Annotated in this window: 14 protein-coding genes; 3 read left to right on the top strand and 11 right to left on the bottom strand. The window is 67.7% G+C overall.

What is annotated here, in order from left to right; translation table 11 throughout:
- The first annotated feature begins 85 nt into the window (after nucleotides 1-85).
- The 3 genes from R5O87_RS21010 to cpaB all read left to right on the top strand — a co-directional run bounded on the left by R5O87_RS21010 (nucleotide 86) and on the right by cpaB (nucleotide 2,170).
- Entirely contained in the window at nucleotides 86-697 is a 612-nt protein-coding gene (locus R5O87_RS21010; RefSeq protein WP_410553893.1) for a 5-formyltetrahydrofolate cyclo-ligase, read from the top strand.
- Between the two features lie 147 nt (nucleotides 698-844).
- A complete protein-coding gene (locus tag R5O87_RS21005) occupies nucleotides 845-1,129 on the top strand; it encodes an FmdB family zinc ribbon protein (protein ID WP_410553892.1) in 285 nt (94 codons plus the stop codon).
- 294 nt (nucleotides 1,130-1,423) lie between these two features.
- Entirely contained in the window at nucleotides 1,424-2,170 is a 747-nt protein-coding gene (gene cpaB, locus R5O87_RS21000; protein WP_410553891.1) for a Flp pilus assembly protein CpaB, read from the top strand.
- Between the two features lie 84 nt (nucleotides 2,171-2,254).
- Here cpaB and R5O87_RS20995 read toward each other — a convergent pair whose 3' ends face one another.
- The 11 genes from R5O87_RS20995 to R5O87_RS20945 form a co-directional block, all read right to left on the bottom strand.
- Nucleotides 2,255-2,560, bottom strand: a complete 306-nt coding sequence (locus R5O87_RS20995; protein WP_410553890.1) for a hypothetical protein — start codon at nucleotides 2,558-2,560, stop codon at nucleotides 2,255-2,257.
- On the bottom strand, nucleotides 2,557-6,747 hold the full coding sequence (locus R5O87_RS20990; RefSeq protein ID WP_410553889.1) for an AAA family ATPase: 4,191 nt from the start codon (nucleotides 6,745-6,747) through the stop codon (nucleotides 2,557-2,559). Before R5O87_RS20990 ends, R5O87_RS20995 begins: the two co-directional genes overlap by 4 nt.
- Nucleotides 6,748-6,904: 157 nt before the next feature.
- A complete protein-coding gene (gene guaA, locus R5O87_RS20985) occupies nucleotides 6,905-8,494 on the bottom strand; it encodes a glutamine-hydrolyzing GMP synthase (protein ID WP_377949565.1) in 1,590 nt (529 codons plus the stop codon).
- A gap of 71 nt (nucleotides 8,495-8,565) precedes the next feature.
- The gene (locus R5O87_RS20980) at nucleotides 8,566-9,063 is read right to left on the bottom strand and encodes a DUF3817 domain-containing protein (protein ID WP_387097382.1); all 498 of its coding nucleotides are present in this window, start codon (nucleotides 9,061-9,063) and stop codon (nucleotides 8,566-8,568) included.
- Nucleotides 9,060-9,911, bottom strand: coding sequence for an SURF1 family protein (locus R5O87_RS20975; RefSeq protein ID WP_410553888.1), 852 nt, complete (start codon nucleotides 9,909-9,911; stop codon nucleotides 9,060-9,062). Before R5O87_RS20975 ends, R5O87_RS20980 begins: the two co-directional genes overlap by 4 nt.
- Nucleotides 9,912-9,991: 80 nt before the next feature.
- Nucleotides 9,992-10,480 carry a PTS sugar transporter subunit IIA gene (locus R5O87_RS20970; protein ID WP_410553887.1) on the bottom strand — a complete coding sequence of 163 codons (489 nt, stop codon included), beginning with the start codon at nucleotides 10,478-10,480 and terminating at the stop codon, nucleotides 9,992-9,994.
- A 50-nt stretch (nucleotides 10,481-10,530) separates the two neighbouring features.
- Complete coding sequence (locus tag R5O87_RS20965) at nucleotides 10,531-12,282, bottom strand: glycerol-3-phosphate dehydrogenase/oxidase (protein WP_410553886.1); 1,752 nt, start codon at nucleotides 12,280-12,282, stop codon at nucleotides 10,531-10,533.
- An 88-nt stretch (nucleotides 12,283-12,370) separates the two neighbouring features.
- Nucleotides 12,371-13,507, bottom strand: coding sequence for a GuaB3 family IMP dehydrogenase-related protein (locus tag R5O87_RS20960; RefSeq protein WP_410553885.1), 1,137 nt, complete (start codon nucleotides 13,505-13,507; stop codon nucleotides 12,371-12,373).
- A gap of 125 nt (nucleotides 13,508-13,632) precedes the next feature.
- Nucleotides 13,633-15,492, bottom strand: coding sequence for an ABC transporter ATP-binding protein (locus R5O87_RS20955; RefSeq protein WP_410553884.1), 1,860 nt, complete (start codon nucleotides 15,490-15,492; stop codon nucleotides 13,633-13,635).
- Between the two features lie 343 nt (nucleotides 15,493-15,835).
- Nucleotides 15,836-17,347, bottom strand: coding sequence for an IMP dehydrogenase (guaB, locus tag R5O87_RS20950; protein WP_331575577.1), 1,512 nt, complete (start codon nucleotides 17,345-17,347; stop codon nucleotides 15,836-15,838).
- A 216-nt stretch (nucleotides 17,348-17,563) separates the two neighbouring features.
- The gene (locus R5O87_RS20945; protein WP_410554088.1) at nucleotides 17,564-19,633 is read right to left on the bottom strand and encodes an acyltransferase family protein; all 2,070 of its coding nucleotides are present in this window, start codon (nucleotides 19,631-19,633) and stop codon (nucleotides 17,564-17,566) included.
- Nucleotides 19,634-19,693: the final 60 nt, after the last annotated feature.

Here is a 19,693-nt window from a genome sequence, read left to right as displayed (position 1 = left end):
TCTAATCTATCCGAGGGAACATTCATACGGTAAATGCTTCCGGCAGCGGCCCGCCCGCCTGCCGCCGCGACAAAGGATGACATCCATGCCAACAGGGACCATGCCGTCGAAGGACGGGATCCGTTCTCAGCACCGGCGGATCCGGGCCACGATGACAGCAACGGACCTCGCTAACGCCGGCGACGGCATCGCAACGCATGGCCTGCCCTGGGCCGAGGCCATCGCTGCTGGCAAGCCGGCCACGTTCACCGCCTACCTCGGCGTCGATTTCGAACCGCCAACCCTTCCCCTGCTGCACGCACTGCATGAGGCGGGCCACAGCATCCTGCTCCCGGTCTGCGAACCGGACAGGGAACTCAGCTGGGTGTACTGGACCCCGGACAGCGAGTTCATCCGCAGCAGGTATGCGCCCATCCAGGAACCGGCCGGTGAGCGGCACGGCCTGGACACGGTGCGGACTGCGGCCGGAATGTTCATGCCCGCGACTGCGGTGGACCGCAGCGGCAACAGGATCGGACAGGGAGGCGGCTATTACGACAAGTTCCTGGCGGCGGCCAACGCCGGAGGCCTGCACCTTCCGAAGGCAGCCATCATCTACGACTCCGAACTCCTTCCCGCCCAGACCATCCCGGCCGAAGATTTCGACCGCCCCGTCGAGGCAGTGCTCATGCCCTCCGGTCTGGTAGCCTTCGCGTGACCTCGCCCGGGCGGGGTGCTAGAATTGGCACTCAGGCCCTGCGACTGCTAATGGAGTCATTTCCGCCGCGGTGATCCGTCAAGGAGAATCCGGGAAATGAAGCCAGGCAGCACGGGACCTGTCGTTTGTCCAAGAGGAGGATCTACAGTGCCCACGTATGCCTATGCCTGCAAGGATTGCAGCCATGCCTTCGACATCGTGCAGTCTTTCACCGACAGCACTCTGACGTCCTGCCCCGAGTGCCAGGGCACGCTTCGCAAGAAGTTCAACAGCGTCGGCGTTGTCTTCAAGGGCTCCGGCTTCTACCGGACTGATTCGCGCGATTCCAAGGGAAGCACCGTTTCGCCCTCCCCCGCTGCGTCAGCGCCGGCCGCCCCGGCTGCCTCCTCGTCCTCTGCAGCTGCCGCCCCGGCAGCCGCAGCCGCGAGCTAGGGGCGTTCCCGCGGCACCTGCCGCCTTCAAACTATGGGAGTCCGGCCGGGTTTTACCCGGCCGGACTCTTGTGTTTCACGCCGCTGCCCCGGGTCCAAGTGTCCGTTCGCGCCCCGGGCTGGAAAGTACGACGGCGGCGGCCGGCTAGGGGGCTTACGTGTCCGTTCGCACCGGAACAGTCTTCCGGTGGGCTGTGCCGACTGTAGTGCCTGTGCCGCCTATGCAGGCGCAACTTTTCCACATACGGCTGCCCGCACCTGTCCTGAGCCAGCGGACGGCCCGTAGCGTGGCCGCATGCCAGCTACCGGAATCTTCCCTGCAAGGGCGCCGCGCCCGGCGGTTCGTCGCCCACGCCGCAACGCACTGCCCGGTCCCGCCGCCCGTCCCCGGCCGCGCGGAAGGCGCTTCGCGGGGTGGCTGAACCGCAACCGCCGCCTTGCCGTGGCACTCCTGCTCTGCGCGGCCGCGGGGATCGCCGTCCACCAGCTCACTCCTGCCCCGGCCCAGACCGTGAACGCCCTGGCCGCCGCCCGGGACCTTCCTGCCGGTGCGAACCTGAACGGCTCGGATGTCAGGACGGTCAGGGTCCCGCCGGCCATGGTCCCGGAAGGGACCTTCGCCGACGGCACCGGATTGGCCGGCAAACAGCTGGCAGCGCCGCTTCGCCAGGGCCAGCTCCTCACCGACGCGCAGCTCGTGGGGCCAGGCCTGCTGACGGGAGCACCGCCCGGCTCCGCCGCGGTGCCGCTCCGAATGGCAGATCCTTCCTCCATCCAGCTGGTGTCCCCCGGCCAGCTCGTGAACGTGGTGCTGACAAGCGGCAACGGCTATGAGCAGGCATCAGCTTCGAAAGTGCTCGCCAAATCGGTGCCGGTTCTATGGACCTCTGGCCAGGAAGGCAAGGGCGGCCAGTGGCTTGCAGCCGGGGATTCGGACGGGCTGCTGGTGGTGGCGGCTACCCCTGCGCAGGCCAGCGCCTTGGCGGGCGCGTCAACCCAGGGAAAGCTGTTTTTCGTGCTGGTGGGATCCGGTGCCCGGTGAGCCGACCCGCGCGAGTTTTGTGCCCCGCGCAAGTCCTCAGGTCGTGGCGGATCCTCTGGACTGAGCGGGTCTTTGCCTGGCTGCTCAGCCCCAGTGCGGGGGCTTCTGCTCCTTCAGCCAGGCGTCGTGGTCGTTGCCGGATTCAGCGTCGCCCCAACTGCGGGGGTCGTCCTCGGCTGCCCTGGTGGGGACCACGCCCGTCCGCTGCTGCCCGCCGGCCGCGGCGCGGCGGCCTATTGCGGGTTTCGCCGGCACCGCTACCTGCCCGTCTTTGCGTTGGACACCGTCTTCACGTTGGACACCGTCTTCACGTTCGGCACCGTTTTCGAGTTCGGCCCCGTCTTCGTGCCCGGTCCCGCCGCTGCGTTCGGTCCCGCCGTCGGATCTCACAGCGGGCCCTCCTTCCGTTCCGTGGCCGGCGCGTCCTGGCCGGCCTCCGAACGGAAGCCTACTCCGGCACCGGCCGCGTCGTAATCCGCGGGGCCGCGGTCCGATGGTTCAACCTTTGCCTGGTCGGTCTCGGCCCGATCAACGTCCTGCTGATCCGTGCCCGTCTCGTCCGGACCCGACGGGTGCGAACCAGACGGGACTGCACCCCCGGAGTCCGCGTGCTCCGAAGCCGCTTCCGCTCCATCCCGCCCGGATGCGTCCCAGCCGCCGGGGTCTGCACCGCTACCGTTCGCGTCGTCGCCGAAACGATCGTCCAGGTTCTCGTACCCGGTTTCCTCCCGCGTGTCAGACTCGAAATCACCCACCGCCAGGGTGCTGACGTCGTCATCCAGGAAGAATCCCGGCGCACCCACAGAGCGCACCGGCGGAGCAGGCTTCTCAAGCCCGAGGTACCCGCCGATCCTGTCGGCGCAGGCCGAGGGATCGGTGAAGACCTCGATGGTCCACAGCGGCATGTACCGCCAGCCGAGCCGCTCCAGCAACTGGGGGCGCAGCCGGCTGCGTTCGCGGACCGTCATCTGGCGGTACTGCTCGGTGCCGTCCGATTCGATGGCTACCGGCCGCGGAATGTCGGCCTCGTCCTGTCCCATGGTGCTGAGCGGGTCGGCAGCGGCCACCACGTCGATGGCACCGTCGTACTGGTGCCAGACGCGGGCACCGCGGGCCCGCAGCCGGTCGCCGAGGTCGGCCACCAGCGGGTCGGCCCCCAGAGCCTGTTCACTTGCCGCTGCCCGGGACGCGGGGGTCCCCAGGTCGGTGTTGCCGGAGATCTCGCGGTCCAGGAGTTCGAACAGGTCGACGGCGCCGTGGGCCAGCCGTGTCCGGTCAAGGTCCTCGGGCTTGAAGCACGTCAGCACGTGCAGCGACTGCCGTGCCCGCGTCATGGCCAGCGCAAACTTGGCCCGGCCACCGTCGGCGGACAGCGGACCGAAGCTGTGCAGCGCGCGGCCGTGCGGCGTCCGCCCGTAGCCCGGCGAGAAAATCACGCGGTCGCGGACCAGCCCCTGGGCACGTTCAAGGTCCACCACCCGGAAGGATTCGTCACCTGCCGTGAAGAATCCGGACAGCGACGGATGGTTGGGCAGCTGCAGCCGGATGGACTCGCCGATGCGTGCCGCGTGCCGGAGGCTGGCAGTCACCACCGCCAGCGAGGTCCGGGGCCGGAGCCGCGCGTGCTCGAACACGAGTTCAACCACCCGGTTCACCTCGGCCACCACCGATTCGACGCCCTCATGGTCGGCGCTCGGCAGGCCGGTGCCGTCGGGCAGGTACTCCACCGTCAGCGCGCGGTCCAGCCCCGTGGCCGACTGGCCCTCGGGCAGGCGGCGGAGGCCGCCGTCGTAAAAGTTCTTGCTCAGCTGCAACACCAGGTCCTCGTCCACCGCGCGGTAGACGGAGCGCAGCGGCGCCGTCGGCAGCACGGCGGAAAGGGCCGTGAACGCGCTTTCGACGCTCTGGTGCGACTGCTCGCCGGCAGCGAGCCGCTCCACCGCAACGGTAAAGGTACGCGGGCTGGCGATCTTCTCGTCGCCAAAGGCGATCACCTGGCGGGCGCGGGCCACGGCGGGGAGAACCGCCTGCAGCGACGTCGCCTCGGCGTCGAGGATCACCACCGCGTCGAACTTTTGCTCGGCGGGCAGGAGCCCGGTCATGAGGTAGGGACTGACCGACCAGACAGGCACCAGCATGGGAACGAGTCCGGGTGCCTGCGCCGTCAGCGCAGCCAGCGTGACCCGCCCGTCCTTGAGCAGGCTGCGGAGCAGGTCCGCCTGGCGGGCATGCTCCTCGATGCCGGCACGCCAGCGCTCGGCCAGCTTCCATCGCAGCCGGCCCGCGCCGCTGGCGATGTGGGCGTTGTCGGCGAGCCGGTACTCCGCCTCAAGCTGGCGCAGGGCGTCACCGTCGGACATGGCCAGGTAGTCGTCGCCGCTGATCATGGCTTCGAGCGCCGACTGCCACCAGGCCAGGTCAAGCTCGGCAGCAACCGACCCGGCACCGACCTCGCGCTCCGAGAGGTCTGCCAGCAGCTCGCCCAGCCCGTGCTCGCGCATGTTCTCGATGAGCAGCGTTCGCTCGGGCAGGGTCTGCAGCGTCTGGGTGTCCGCCACAAGCCTTTCCAGGCGCTCCATGAGCTCCGGGTACGGAATGGTTTCGAGCGATCCGCCGGCAGCCGTATGCCGCAGGGCCTCGCCCAGCATCTTCATCTCGCGGGTCAGCCCGCGGTGCATGATGCTGATCTCCGCCAGGCCCGAGGGGACGGCAGGGTGCCGCTGCGTGGTGGCGTACCCTGCCCACTGGGCACGCTGTTCCTGTACCAGCACCAGCGAACTGTGGAGGTCGGCAATGTGCACCCCGGGGCGCACGTACTCCTTGGCCACCCGGCGCAGGCGGGACCGCTGCATGGAGGCCATGTCGATGCCGCGCTCCCGGCGCCAGGACGAGGACGCCGTCGCGGAAATCAGGTCGGTCACGGGCCGGTCGAAAATGTCCGGGGTGAACTTGTCCAGGCTTTCCCGGACCGCCACCAGGAGCTTGAGCTGGGAGCCCCATTCGGCGAAGGTGGTGCCCAGCCGGATTTCGGCGTGGCTGGCCACGTCCGTCATCCGCTCCTGGAGCAGCGGCAGCTTCTTCGCCACTGCACGCGCCAGCTCCTGCGCTTCCTCGGTTTCCTTGCGCGTCACCAGCCGCGCACCGTGCCAGGGGCTTGTGGTGGATGCCCTGCTGAACGCACCGAGTTCGGCGGCGCGCTTCAGCCGGCCGGCCAGCTCCTCGCGGTCCCGGATGCTGTCCAGGACGCTGCGCTTCAGCCGGACGGTGGTGGCCGGGGCGGGCTGGATGGATGTCAGCTCCGCGAGCGACTGCATGGCCTGGTACGGCGAGCAGCCCCACCGCTGCCGGACGTTGTGCAGCGACGCGACGTGGTCCAGCAGCGCGTGGCGGTGCTCGATGAGGGTCTTGTGCAGGCTGCCGAGCTGCGGCTCCTGGGCCTTCTCGTTGCGCACGATGGCGCGCACCAGCTGTCCCTTGAGCTGCTGCGGCGTTGCGTTTCCGGACAACTGGAAAAGGATGGAATCCAGGCCGAGGTTTTCGAGGCGCCCGGCCACTTCGTTGAGGCTGGCACGCCGGTCCCCCACCACCAGGACGGTCTTGCCTTCGTCCACGAGTGCGCCGATGGTATTGATGGCCGTCTGCGTCTGGCCGGTGCCGGGCGGGCTGCTCACCACGAGCGAGTCCCCCGCGCGGACGGCATCGATCACATACTGCTGGTCGGCGTCGGCGTCGAGGAGGAGCAGTTCCTCGGCCGGGTCCCGCTCGTCAACGCTGGGAAAGCGTCCGGGCTGGAGCGCGGGCACATCGACGACCTCACCCGACGCGGCCCTGGCCAGGGAGGCCACCAGCACGTTCTGCCCGTTGATCCACGGATCGTCGAGGTTCCCGGAAAGGTCTGCGAAGGTCGAGACCAGCAGGTTGTGCTCCACGTCGGCGCCGTGGATCGGCTTGACCAGGGTGCTGATCCGGTCCAGCACCGGCAGCGGGTCGAACCGTGCGGTGCTGTACGCCATCCGCGTTACCGCGTTGACGTCGAACACGATCCCGTGGATGGTCTTGAGGTGACGGATCAGGGCCGGGTTGATGCGTGCCTGCTCCGTGAGCTGGAGTTCGTAGTCGTCTTCCCCGGGCCGGATGGTCAGCGACATGGCGGTCAGCATCACCGGTGCCGAGACGCGCTGCGGTTTCCCGCCGACGGCGGAGGTCCACACCACGGTGCCGGCCGAGAAGTACCCGGCTTCGATGCCGCGGTCATTGGCCAGTTCGAAGATCTTCGAGCGCAGGTTCCGGCAGGCCCGGGCGGCCACGACGTACTGCTGCTGGTCACGGATCAGCGTGGAGAGCCGGGTCCGGCGCCCGGCCATGAGCTGTGCCAGGCCCGAAGGGTGCGCGTGCGTGAGGTCGATGGAACCCTCGGGCGTTTTGGTGAAGCGCAGCATGGTGTCTGCCCCTGTAACGGGCTTGAGCCCGGACAGCCACTTCCTGAGCTCCTCCGAACCCTCGGAGTCGACCTGACCTACTGACACTTCTGCCTTCTTTTCTGCGCTTGCGCGTGACGCCTTGGACCATACGGGCATAGTTTCGAGCGTAGCCGGAAACCGCCGCGGTTGAGAGACCGCAACACTGGGACGGGCCAAGTTGCGGCGCATTTCGCACGTTGCCCGCCGTGCCGGATGCGATGCCGGGAATGCAAAATGGCCGGCCTCCCTGCGGAGGCCGGCCATTCTTACAACGCTATTCCCACTCGATGGTTCCCGGCGGCTTGCTGGTGACGTCGAGCACCACGCGGTTGACGCCGTCCACCTCGTTGGTGATCCGGTTGGAGATCCGGGCCAGCAGGTCGTAGGGAAGCCGCGACCAGTCGGCCGTCATGGCATCCTCGGAGGAGACGGGGCGCAGCACAATGGGGTGGCCGTAGGTGCGGCCGTCGCCCTGGACGCCGACGCTGCGGACGTCAGCGAGCAGCACCACGGGCATCTGCCAGACGTCGTTGTCGAGTCCGGCGGCGGTCAGTTCGGCGCGGGCGATGGCGTCGGCCTTGCGCAGCAGGTCCAGGCGTTCCTTGGTGACTTCGCCGACGATGCGGATGCCCAGGCCGGGGCCGGGGAACGGCTGGCGGCCGACGATCTCCTGGGGCAGGCCGAGCTGGGCGCCCACGGCACGCACCTCGTCCTTGAACAGGGCACGCAGGGGTTCGACGAGCTCGAACTCCAGGTCCTCCGGCAGTCCGCCCACGTTGTGGTGGCTCTTGATGTTCGCTGCGCCCTCGCCGCCGCCGGATTCGACGACGTCCGGGTACAGGGTGCCCTGCACGAGGAACTTGATCTTTTCGCCGTGCGCGGCGGCGTCGGCGATGATGGCGCGCTCGGCCTCTTCGAAGGCCCGGATGAATTCGCGGCCGATGATCTTCCGCTTGGTTTCGGGATCGCTGACGCCGGCCAGCGCCGCCTGGAAGCGCTCCTGCTCGTTGGCCACATACAGGTTCACGCCGGTGGCGGCAACGAAGTCGCGCTCCACCTGCTCGGCCTCGCCCTCGCGGAGCAGCCCGTGGTCAACGAAGACACAGGTCAGCTGGTCGCCGACGGCACGCTGGACGAGCGCTGCCGCAACAGCCGAGTCCACGCCGCCGGAGAGGCCGCAGATGACCCGGGCATCACCGATCTGCTGGCGGATGCGCTCCACCTGCTCCTCAAGGATGTTGCCCGTGGTCCAGTTCTGTTCCAGCTTGGCGCCCTTGAACAGGAAGTTTTCCAGCACCTGCTGGCCGTAGGCGGAGTGCTTCACCTCGGGGTGCCACTGCACGCCGTACAGGCACTTCTCCTCGTTGGCGAACGCGGCAACTTCAGCGCCCGCCGTGGTGGCCAGCACCTCGAAGCCCTCGGGAGCCTCGTGGACGGAGTCGCCGTGGCTCATCCAGGTGTTCTGGTGCTGGGGCATGCCCTCAAGGACGGAGCGGCCTTCGCCGAGGATGGTGGTCTGGGTGGAGCCGTACTCCCGCAGGCCGGTCTTGTCCACCTTGCCGCCGAGGGCGTTGGCCATGGCCTGGAAGCCGTAGCAGATGCCGAAGACCGGGACACCGGCCTCGAACAGGTCGGCACCGACGCTCGGGGCGCCGTCGGCGTAGACGCTGGCGGGGCCGCCGGAGAGGATGATGGCGGCAGGGTTCTTGGCCAGGAGCTGCTCAGTGCTGTAGGTATGCGGAACCACTTCCGAATACACGTTCGCTTCCCGGACGCGGCGGGCAATCAGCTGCGCGTACTGGGCACCGTAGTCAACAACCAGCACCGGCTTCTGGGAAGTCTGGGATGCAGTGGGAGTAGTCACCGTACTAGCCTACTTGGCAGGCTTGCCCCGACGCATCTTGAGCGGGCCCGCTGTGATGCACGGAACGCAAATCAGTAGCGGCTGGCGGCCTGCGGGTTGGCCGCGAGCTCGGCCTCCACCTCGGCGTGGAACTTCTTCTCCACGATGAAGGAGAGGAAGGGCACCACGCCGCCGAGCGCCAGCAGGATCATCTTGGCGAACGGCCAGCGCATCAGGGTCCACAGCCGGAAGTTGGACATCAGGTACACGACGTACATCCAGCCGTGGACGATGAGCACGGTGACGGACACGTTGAACCCGCCGAGGACACCCTTCGGTTCCGCCTGGGCGAAGCCGAAGCCGAACGGCTGGCCGGTCAGGGCGTCCGTTCCGCCGGCGAAGAGGTACTGGCCGAAGCCGTAGCGGGCCACCAGCTCCGCGCACAGCAGCAGCAGCATGGCACCGGTGAGGTAGGCCATGACCTTGTAGAACTTCAGGGCGGAGCGGATCTGCGCCTCCGTGCCGCCAAAGCGTCGCTTCTTCGCCCCGGTCGGGTTGGAGGGCTGGATGGCCGGCTTGGGTTCGATCATGGCTGTACCTTTTGTTGGATCTCGTTGGGTTGGGTCGGTTCTGGTCCGTCGTGGCCGTGGCCGCCGTGGTCATCCTCGGCGTCCTCGAGGCTTCTGCGGTAGTCGTCCTTGACCAGCCGCCACCAGATGAACAGTGCGAAGCCGGCGAAGACGATCCACTCCACGGAGTAGAACAGGTTCAGCCAGTTGACCTTCGCGGCCGGCGGCTGCGCGGCAATGCCGAGCGGCTCCAGGCCGCTGCCGGCGGCAGCACCGACGTCGGCCGTTCCTGACTTCTCCGCCGTGGCGGAAACGAAGGCGGGGTAGCTGCTGACGTTCCAGGCGTTGATGAGTTCGGCCACCGAGACGGCCGTCGCCTGTCCGGGTGCGGGGGCGGTGTTGGGCACCGGCGCCTCGGACGGCAGCAGCCGTCCGGTCAGCCGGATAATGCCCGACGGCGGGGCGCCGGCATCGGCGGGATCGGCGATCCAGCCGCGGGCCACCGGTATGTACGTTTTCGGTGAGGCTGCGGCGCCTTTGAGCACCGGGGCGTCAGCCACGGCGAAGGCCGTGACCACCCAGTATCCGGTCTTGCCGTTCTTGAGGCGCCCCGGAACCAGGACCTGCTTGGCCGGATCGTACGATCCGGATGCCGTGACCATCTGGTCCGCCGCCGAGCCATGGAAGAAGTCGCCGGGCTGCAGGGTTTTCGTCAGCGCCTGCACCTGCTCCGTCGTGGGGTTGACCGGCACTTCAGGCTGCGTGGAACGGCCGAACTGCCATTGGCTCAGGAGCACAAAGACACCCGAAACGGCGATCGCAAAGACCAGGCCTGCGATCCACCGGGGCTGGAGGGCTGTTTTCCACACCCCTTAACGTTACTTCGTCCTCGTGTAGAACAACGAAACGCCTGCCCAGGGGAACGGCGGGCCCAGGAGTATGGACGCCGCTAGTGGTCGAAGAAGACCAGGCTCGAGTTGATGAGCTCGGCGATGACCTCGGCGTCGTAGGCCCGGCGCAATGACTCCCTGAAGGATTCCTTGGACAGGGACCGGGCCAGGGTGGCCAGCACTTCCAGGTGGTCGGAGAAGGAACTCGCTGGCGTGGCGATGAGCAGGACCACGGTGGCAGGACCGTCGGAGGCGCCGAAGTCCAGGGCCTTGCCGTACTTGGTGATGCCGACGGCGATCGAGGTCTCGGAGACGAACTCGCTGCGGGCGTGCGGCAGGCCCACTCCCCCGGGCAGGCCGGTGGCCAGCTGGTGCTCACGGGCGTTGACGTGCGCCAGGAAGCCCTCCAGGTCGGAGACCCGGCCGGCGTCGAACAGCTTCCGGGCCAGCTGGCTGGCGGCGTCCACCTTGTCCTCGGCGTCCATTTCGAGGATCACCAGGTCCGGTGTGGTGAGTTCCGCGTCGTAACGGTCCAGTGGTTCCGCCAAGTGGTGTCCCTTCAGTGGGGCCGGGGCCTGTCCGGCGGCAAATTGCGAGCTCAGCGCAGCGGGACGATATCCTCCGCACCCAGCCGGGCCGCATCCGCCGACTCGTCATCCGGCTGCTGCTGGCTCAGCCGTTCGGCCTCCACCCGCGCAAGGTAATGCTTGATTTCGCTTTCCCGCTGCGCATCGCTCCAGCCAAGAATTTCTCCCATAAGCTTAGCGACTACCGGGACGGCAGACACACCGCGGTCCCATGCCTCGATGGAAATCCTGGTGCGCCGGGTCAGGACGTCGTGCACGTGGCGGGCGCCTTCGTGCGTCGCCGCGTAGACCGCCTCGGCCTGCAGGTAGTCGTCGGCGCCGGGCAGCGGTTCGGCCAGTTCGGGCCGGTCCTTGATGATGGCCAGCACCTCGGAGGCCATGGACCCGTAGCGGTTCAGCAGGTGCTCAATGCGCGCCACGTGCACCCCGGATTCCTCGGCGGTCCGGTTGCGGCGGTTCCAGGCCGCCTTGAACCCGCTGGCCCCCAGCAGCGGAATGGTCTCGGTGCAGCTCGGGGGCACGCGCTCGTCCATGCTGCGGACGGCCTCGTCCACGGCGTCCTTGGCCATGACGCGGTACGTGGTCCACTTGCCGCCGGCCACCACCACCAGCCCGGGCACGGGGTGCGCCACGACGTGCTCGCGGGAGAGCTTGGCCGTGGAGTCGCTTTCCCCGGCCAGCAGCGGCCGCAGCCCGGCGTAGACGCCCTCCACGTCCTCGCGGGTGAGGGGCCGTTTAAGGACCTTGTTGACGTGTTCCAGGAGGTAGTCGATGTCCTTGCTGGACGCCGCGGGGTGGGCCTTGTCCAGGTGCCAGTCGGTGTCCGTGGTGCCGATAATCCAGTGCCGCCCCCACGGGATGACGAACAGCACGGACTTCTCGGTCCGCAGGATCAGCCCGACCGTTGACTGGAAGCGGTCCCGCGGCACTACAAGGTGGATGCCCTTGGACGCGCGCACCTTCAGCTGCCCGCGCTCGGTGACCATGGCCTGGGTTTCGTCGGTCCACACCCCTGTGGCGTTGATGACCTGTTTGGCCCGGATGTTGAAGCTGGAGTTGTCTTCGCGGTTGACCACCTTGGCGCCCACCACGCGCTCGCCCTCGCGCAGGAAGTCGACGACGGCGGTCTGGTTGACCGCGTGCGCGCCGTAGTAGGCGGCGGTGCGGACCAGGTTGGCCACGTACTTGGCGTCGTCCACCTGTCCGTCGTAGTAGCGGATCGAGCCGACGAAGGCGTCGCCCTTCAGGCTCGGGGCGGCACGCAGCGTGCCCCGGCGCGAGAGGTGCTTGTGGAACGGCACGCCGCGCTTGTGCCCGCCGGAGATGGACATGACGTCGTACAGCGCGATGCCGGCGCCGATGTACGGCCGCTCGACGAAGTGCTTGGTCAGCGGGTACAGGAACGGCACCGGCCGGGCCAGGTGCGGCGCCAGCTCAGAAAGCAGCAGCCCCCGTTCCTGGAGCGCCTCCTTCACGAGTGCGAAGTCGAGCATTTCCAGGTAACGGAGGCCGCCGTGGATGAGCTTGGAGGACCGCGATGATGTCCCTGCGGCCCAGTCACTGGCTTCCACGATGCCGACATTCAGGCCGCGGGTCACGGCATCGAGGGCCACACCGGTGCCGACGATGCCGCCGCCGACTATGAGGATGTCCAGTTCCTTGCCCGGCTCCGCCGAAGCCTTCAGCGCGGCCAGAGCGGCCTCCCGCGCCTCAGGCCCCAGAGCGCCTTTCGCCGCCGCCGGACGTTCACCGAAACCGGTCATGACAGGCCTCCATCCTCATCGAACGTTGTAGTTCACCAGAGTACTTCGTACGCCTGCCGATGGGCAGGGCGCGGGGAGAGGCTGTGGATCAGTTTCCCTCGTAGGGGGAAACGACGACGTCGACCCGCTGGAACTCCTTGAGGTCCGAGTACCCGGTGGTGGCCATGGAACGGCGGAGCGCGCCGATCAGGTTGGAGGTTCCGTTGGTGTGGTGGCCCGGTCCGAAGAGCACCTCTTCCAGCGGGCCGACAGTTCCGATGTTGACCCTGTCGCCGCGCGGCAGTTCCAGGTGGTGTGCCTCCTGGCCCCAGTGCCAGCCCTTTCCGGGGGCTTCCTCTGCCCGGGCGAGGGCCGTGCCGAGCATAACGGCGTCGGCGCCCATGGCGATGGCCTTGACGATGTCACCCGAGGTGCCCATGCCGCCGTCGGCGATCACGTGGACGTAGCGTCCGCCGGACTCGTCCATGTAGTCGCGGCGGGCGGCGGCGACGTCGGAGATGGCGGAGGCCATGGGCGAGTGGATGCCCAGGGCGCGGCGCGTGGTGGTGGTGGCGCCCCCGCCGAACCCGACCAGGACACCGGCGGCGCCGGTGCGCATGAGGTGCAGGGCGGGCGTGTAGCCGGCGGCACCGCCCACGATGACGGGGACGTCGAGTTCGTAGATGAACTGCTTGAGGTTCAGCGGTTCGTGGTCCTTCGAGACGTGCTCGGCGGAAACCGTGGTTCCGCGGATCACAAAGATGTCGACGCCGGCAGCTACCACGGTCTTGTAGTGTTCCTGGGTGCGCTGCGGGGTCAGGGAGCCGGCCACGGTGATGCCGGCGGCGCGGATTTCGGCCAGCCGGGACGTGATCAGTTCGGGCTGGATGGGTGCCTGGTAGAGCTCCTGCATCCTGCGCGTGACGGCAGGGCTGTTGGTCTCATCCGCGAGGGCGCCGATCTCTTCCAGCACCGGCTGCGGATCCTCGTACCGGGTCCAGAGGCCCTCGAGGTCCAGGACGCCCAGGCCGCCGAGCTTGCCGAGCGTGATGGCCGTCGCCGGGGACATGGCAGAGTCCATGGGTGCCGCGATGACCGGCATGTCGAACTTGTAGGCATCGATCTGCCACGAGACGGAGACGTCCTTGGGGTCACGGGTGCGACGGTTGGGGACGATCGCAATGTCGTCCAGGGAGTAGGCACGACGCCCACGCTTGCCACGGCCAATCTCAATCTCGTAAGTCACTGCTCTAGGTTATCCCAGCTGGAGTAGGCCGATGGGCAGGCGGTGGGTGTTCGGCGGCCACCTGGCTGGCATCGGAACCGCTTCCGGCCTGCGCGCCGTGGTGGGGATCTGGCAGAAGTGCCGTGTCAGATCCCCCCGGCCTCCTCGACGCTGAGCTGGGACTCGAACATCCGGAAGTAGCGGCCGCGGAGCGCCACCAACTCCCGGTGCGTGCCTTGCTCCACGATCCGGCCGTCCTCCAGCATGTACACGATGTCCGCCTTCTCGATCGTGGCGAGCCGGTGGCTGATGGCGATGATGGTGCTGCTGCGTTCGGCGAACAGCCTGGTGAAGATGCGGTGCTCCGCCAGCGCGTCGATGGCGGAGGTGGGCTCGTCCATGACCATGAAGGATGCGTTGCGGTAGAAGTTCCGGGCCATGGCCAGCCGCTGCCACTGTCCGCCGCTCAGTCCGCTCCCCTTGCGGCCGCGCGGATCCTCCATCCAGTTGCTGACGTGGTTGTCCAGGCCGTTGGGGAGCTTGTTGATGAACTCCAGCGCCTCGGCATCGGAGGCCGCACGGCTGATCCGCCCGTCGTCGCGGGGTGAGTCGATGTCGCCGAAGAGGATGTTTTCCGCCGCGGTGGCGAACTCGTACTTGAGGAACTCCTGGCTGAGCACCGCCAGATGGCGGTGCCAGGAGGTGACGTCCACGGCGGCGAGATCCACGCCGTCGAGCATCACCTGGCCTGAGTCCGGGCGGTAAAGCCCGGCCAGGATGCGGATCAGCGTGGACTTCCCGGCGCCGTTCTCCCCCACGATGGCGATGTGCTGGCCCTCGCGGATGGTCATGCTGATACCGCGGATCACTTCGATGTCGCTGCCGGTATAGGTGAAGCGGATGTCCCGCAGCTCAACCGTCTTGGGCGCCTCGAGCAGCGGCGGTGCATGGCTGGAATGCACGGGCAGCGCCATGAACAGCTCGTAGTCCTTCAGGTTGGCCAGGTCCTCGTCGATGGAGCTGAGCGAGGAAACCAGGTTGTTCGCCGTGGACAGCGCCCGGCTGACGATCTGCTGGACGTAAAGGAACTGTCCCACGGGCTGGGCGCGGGCGATGATCTGGCCCACCACCCAGATGAGTGAGACAACCTCCGCGGCGTACTGCAGGGCATCGGCGGCCAGCTGCTTGGGGATGTACCGCTTCTGAAAATCCAGCCGGCGCTTCTCGTCGGCGTCGCGGAGCCGGGAACGCAGATCCATCAGGTATCCGACGATCCCGTACAGGCGCATCTCGGCGATGTGCTGCGGGCGGAGCAGGTTGGTCTCGATCATCCGCCGCTGCCGCCGCGAATCCACCTGGGTGTTCCAGTGAGCGATCTGCTCCCGGGACAGCTTGAACTGCAGGTAGACGCTGGGAACGATCGCCACCAGCACGATCACGGCGATCCACCAGCTCACGAGCAGGAGCGCGCCGATGGCCAGGATCACCGACACCAGTTGCGTGAAGATGGCCGCGATCCGGTCCAGGACCCTGGCGTAGGAGTCGGAGAACCGCTTGGCGCGGTCGTAGAGGTCTACGGTTTCCTTGTCGTCGTACTGCCAGAAATCCAGCGCAAGGAACCGTTCATACATCAGGTCGCCCACGATGGCGCCGACCCGGAAGCTCATGACCTGCTGGATGTAGCGGTCCAGGCTGCCGAAGGCGCCCCAGAACAGGCCCAGCGCGGCGGTGATGATGACGTAGACGATGGCCTGCTGCCCGGCGGCGGCATCCCCGCTGTAGGCGGCCGCCAGCGCCGTGGTGGTCAGGCCGGCGAAGTAGGTGGTGACCAGCGGCAGCACCGCCGAAATCAGCGAGCCGGCCACCTTCATGAGCACGGCACCCGGCGACGCGCGGAAACTGACGCGCAGCACCTGGGCCACGGCGCGGGCATAGGGCTTCAGTGCCAGCCGCCGCTGGGGCTCCCTTTTTGGGTTCAGTTCGGCGGGATGGCGAGGTTGGGACATGGCTCCAGCCTAGTCCCGGCGCCCCGTCCGCCGTCGTTGTCCTCGGAGTCGGCCGCAGCCCAACCGGGCCGATCCGAGAAGGCCCTCTTCACACCGTCCAGAAACGTGTCCCGGTCGAGGCCGGGCCGGAGCTGCACCTGGCCGGTTCCAGCCCACTTTTTCTGTTCGCCACGGCAGGACATCAGGCTCGAGGTGTCATTTTCGAAAACCGAGATGGCCAGCCCGCCCGGCACCTTCGCCAAATCTTCCCCCAAAGGCTCACCAGACGTTTGTCCATCGATTGTACTTTAGGGCACGAAAAAGCCGGGATGGGCAGAACTGCCCATCCCGGCCTTCGTGTGGACTAGCGGGAACCGTAGTTCGGCGCCTCGACGGTCATCTGGATGTCGTGCGGGTGCGATTCCTTCAGGCCGGCCGGGGTGATCCGGACGAACTTGCCGCGGGCCTTCAGCTCGGCGACGGTCGGCGCGCCGGTGTAGAACATGGTCTGGCGGAGGCCGCCCACCAGCTGGTACGCCACCGAGGCGAGCGGGCCGCGGTAGGCCACGCGGCCTTCGATGCCTTCGGGGATGAGCTTGTCATCGCCGGAGACGTCGGCCTGGAAGTAGCGGTCCTTGGAGTAGGACGTGTTCTTGCCGCGCGACTGCATGGCGCCGAGGGAGCCCATGCCGCGGTAGCTCTTGAACTGCTTGCCGTTGACGAAGATCAGCTCGCCCGGGGATTCGTCACAGCCGGCCAGCAGGGAGCCGAGCATCACGGTGTCAGCGCCGGCAACCAGCGCCTTGCCGATGTCGCCCGAGTACTGCAGGCCGCCGTCGGCGATCAGCGGAACACCGGCCGGAATGGCGGCCTTGGCCGATTCGTAGATGGCGGTGATCTGCGGAACGCCCACACCGGCCACCACGCGCGTGGTGCAGATGGAGCCCGGGCCGACGCCCACCTTGATGCCGTCGGCACCGGCGTCGATCAGCGCCTGGGCGCCTTCGCGGGTGGCAGCCTGGCCGCCGATGATGTCCACGTGCGCGGCAACCGGATCGGACTTCAGGCGGCGGATCATGTCCAGCACGCCCTGCGAGTGGCCGTTCGCGGTGTCCACGAAGAGGGCGTCCACACCGGCGTCGATGAGCTTCATGGCGCGCTCCCAGCCGTCACCGAAGAAGCCGATGGCGGCACCGACGCGCAGCCGGCCCTCGTCGTCCTTGGTGGCCAGCGGGTACTGCTCGGCCTTGGTGAAGTCCTTGGTGGTAATGAGGCCCTTCAGGCGCCCCTGCTCGTCCACCAGCGGAAGCTTCTCGATCTTGTTCGTGGCCAGCTTGTGCGAGGCCTCTTCGCGGCTGATGCCGACGTGGCCGGTGACCAGCGGCATCTTGGTCATGACGTCGCTGACCAGGCGGATCGGGAAGTCGGATTCCGGCACGAAGCGGGTGTCGCGGTTGGTGACGATGCCGAGGAGGCGGTTGCCGTCGTCGACCACGGGAAGGCCGGAGACACGGTAACGGGCGCACAGCTCGTCGAGTTCCTGCAGCGTGGCCTCGGGGCCGATGGTGAGCGGGTTGGTGATCATGCCCGACTCGCTGCGCTTGACGCGGTCCACCTGGTCGGCCTGGTCATCGATCGCGAGGTTGCGGTGGACCACGCCGAGGCCGCCCTGGCGTGCCATGGCGATTGCCATCCGGGATTCGGTGACGGTGTCCATGGCCGCGGACAGCAGCGGCGTCTGGACGGTGATGCGCTTGGAGATCCGGGACGACGTGTCGGCCTCGGAGGGGATCACGTCGGTGTGGCCGGGAAGCAGCAGGACGTCGTCGTACGTCAGGCCGATGAAGCCGAAGGGGTCGTGCTCGGGCTGGGTCATGAGTGCGCCTCTTACCTTGGTTTACAGGTTCACGGGTAGGGGTTGCAGCCGATGACCAGCCCGTCATTACGGGACTGGCCTGTGCAGCGTTGGCCCTGTGCTGGTTAAAGCGGGGCCAGGAGGTGGTTCTGGAGGAATTGAATTAATACTAGAACCTTGGCGGCGATCCCCATATTCCGCGCCGGCATTGTGAGCAACGGCACTATGGCCGGCCCGTTACTTCCACCCCGTGGACGCCAGGAGCCGCTTCTCGAACATCGGAATCATGGACTGGACGTACGTCTTGGTGAGGTGGTTGTCGTCCTTGTAGACGTACACGTTGCCCACCACGGCCGGGCAGATGCCGTCCGCGCAGATGAAGTCGCTCATGTCCATCAGGTGCAGCCCGTCCACCTTGCCCCGGTACGCATCCAGCGGGGACCTGGCGGCCAGCGACTCACCCAGCGGCGGGTTGCATTCCGGCGCTTCGGTGCCGTACTTCTGGACGCATTCGGGCATGTTGATGGCGAAGCGGGGGTTGTCCCGGACGCCCACCACGTCGATCCCGGCGTCGGTGAACGGCTTGATGCCCTCCAGGTAGCCGGGCACCTCGGTTTCGAACGGCGCTTCCTTGTGCGTGAGGGACGCCACGGTGAACACCGCGTCCGGCTTGTGCTCCATGACGTACGCGGCGCTGGCCTTGTTGAAGGCGTTGCAGTCGGCGTCGCGCTCCGTGGATTCGGCGCCGAACCGGCAGTTGCCCTTCAGGAGGGTGACCACCTCCCAGCCGTGGTCCCGGGCGATGGGGCCAAGCGCGGCCATGTACTGCTGCGCGTGGGAGTCGCCGAGCACCACGATCCGCTTGGTGACCTTGTCCGGCTTGCTGTTCTGCAGGCAGCCGTTGAGCAGGGGGTCGCTGGGGACGTTATCGTCGGTGCACAGCCCGTCGATGTCCGCCCACTCGTTTTTCATGGCGGCCGGGGCCGGGATCACGGTGGCTTCCGGCGTCGCCTTGCCGGCGTTTTCGGGCGCCAGCGCCGCGGCGCCGGGAGTCAGCTCGCGCGGCTGCGCCGCTGCTGCCGCCTCCTCGGCATTCAGCCTGGTCTGCCACAATGCAACCGGACCGGCCAGCAGGGCGCCGCAGGCAATAATTACGACGGCGGTGCGCCAGGCCCGCAGCTGCGGCCAGTGCCATTCGCGCAGGGGCTTCTCGACGAAGCGGGTGGTCAGCACGGCCAGGACCACTGAACCTGCCACGACGGCGAGGCCCTGGACCAGGTTGGGCTTTTCGATGCCGGTGGCCGCAAGGGACAGCACCAGGACGGGCCAGTGCCAGAGGTACAGGGCGTAGGAGTTGTCCCCCAAAGCCACGAGGGGTTTGGAGCAGAGGAGGCGGTCCACGCCGAACCGGCTGCCGCTTTGCCCGGCGACGATGATGGCGGCCGCGGCCAGCGTGGGCCACAGTGCGATGAAGCCCGGGAAGGACCGGTCCACGGTGAGGACCAGGCCGCAGGAGATCATGGCGGCGAGGCCTGCCCAGCCCAGGACCACGCGCAGCGCCTTGCCCGGCTTCAGGTAGGGCAGCGCCAGTGCCAGCAGTGATCCCAGCGCGAACTCCCACAGCCGGGTCCGGGTGTCGAAGTAGGCGTAGGCCTGGTTGCTGGCGGTCTGGTCGATCGAGAACACCAGGGAAGCGATGAAGATGCCGCCGAAGGCAACCATCAGGACGGTCCGGTAGCTGACGTCCCGGCGGCGCCGCAGCACCCGCCACACCAGTGCTGAGCCGGCGAAGATGAGGGGCCAGAGAATGAAGACCTGGCCCTGGATGGACAGCGACCAGAAGTGCTGGAGCGGGCTGGCGCCGGAGTGGTCCTGTGCGTAGTAGTCCACCGCGGTGTTGGCCAGCAGCCAGTTCTGCCCGTAGAGCAGGGATGCCCAGGCCTCATTGAGGACGTCGGGCCAGCGGCTCTGCGGCAGGACCAGCCAGGTTCCGGCCAGGACACCGAGGATCACGACGACGGCGGCCGGGATCAGCCGCTTGAAGAGGTGCAGCCAGTGGCTGACGAGGCGCAGAGGCGTGCCGTTCTCCACCTTGCGGACGAAGGACATGGTCAGCAGGAACGCGGAGATGAGGAGGAAGATGTCCACGCCGCCGGAAACCCGGCCAAGCCACACGTGGTAGGTGACCACCATGAGCACCGCCAGGGCGCGGAGGCCCTGGACCTCGGGCCGGTAGCCCGGCTTGGCCTTCAGCCGGGCAGCCCGCGGCTCATGGTTTTCTTTTCCCGCCGGCTCCTCGCGCGGCATGCTTTTCAGCGGGTCCGTCGATCTCGCTTCTGGCACAGATAACCCCTCAAACGGCATCAC

The organism is Arthrobacter globiformis, assembly GCF_046536215.2.
In the GTDB taxonomy this organism is placed as follows: Bacteria; Actinomycetota; Actinomycetes; order Actinomycetales; family Micrococcaceae; genus Arthrobacter; species Arthrobacter globiformis_E.
This window is presented reverse-complemented; position numbering and strand designations above follow the sequence as displayed.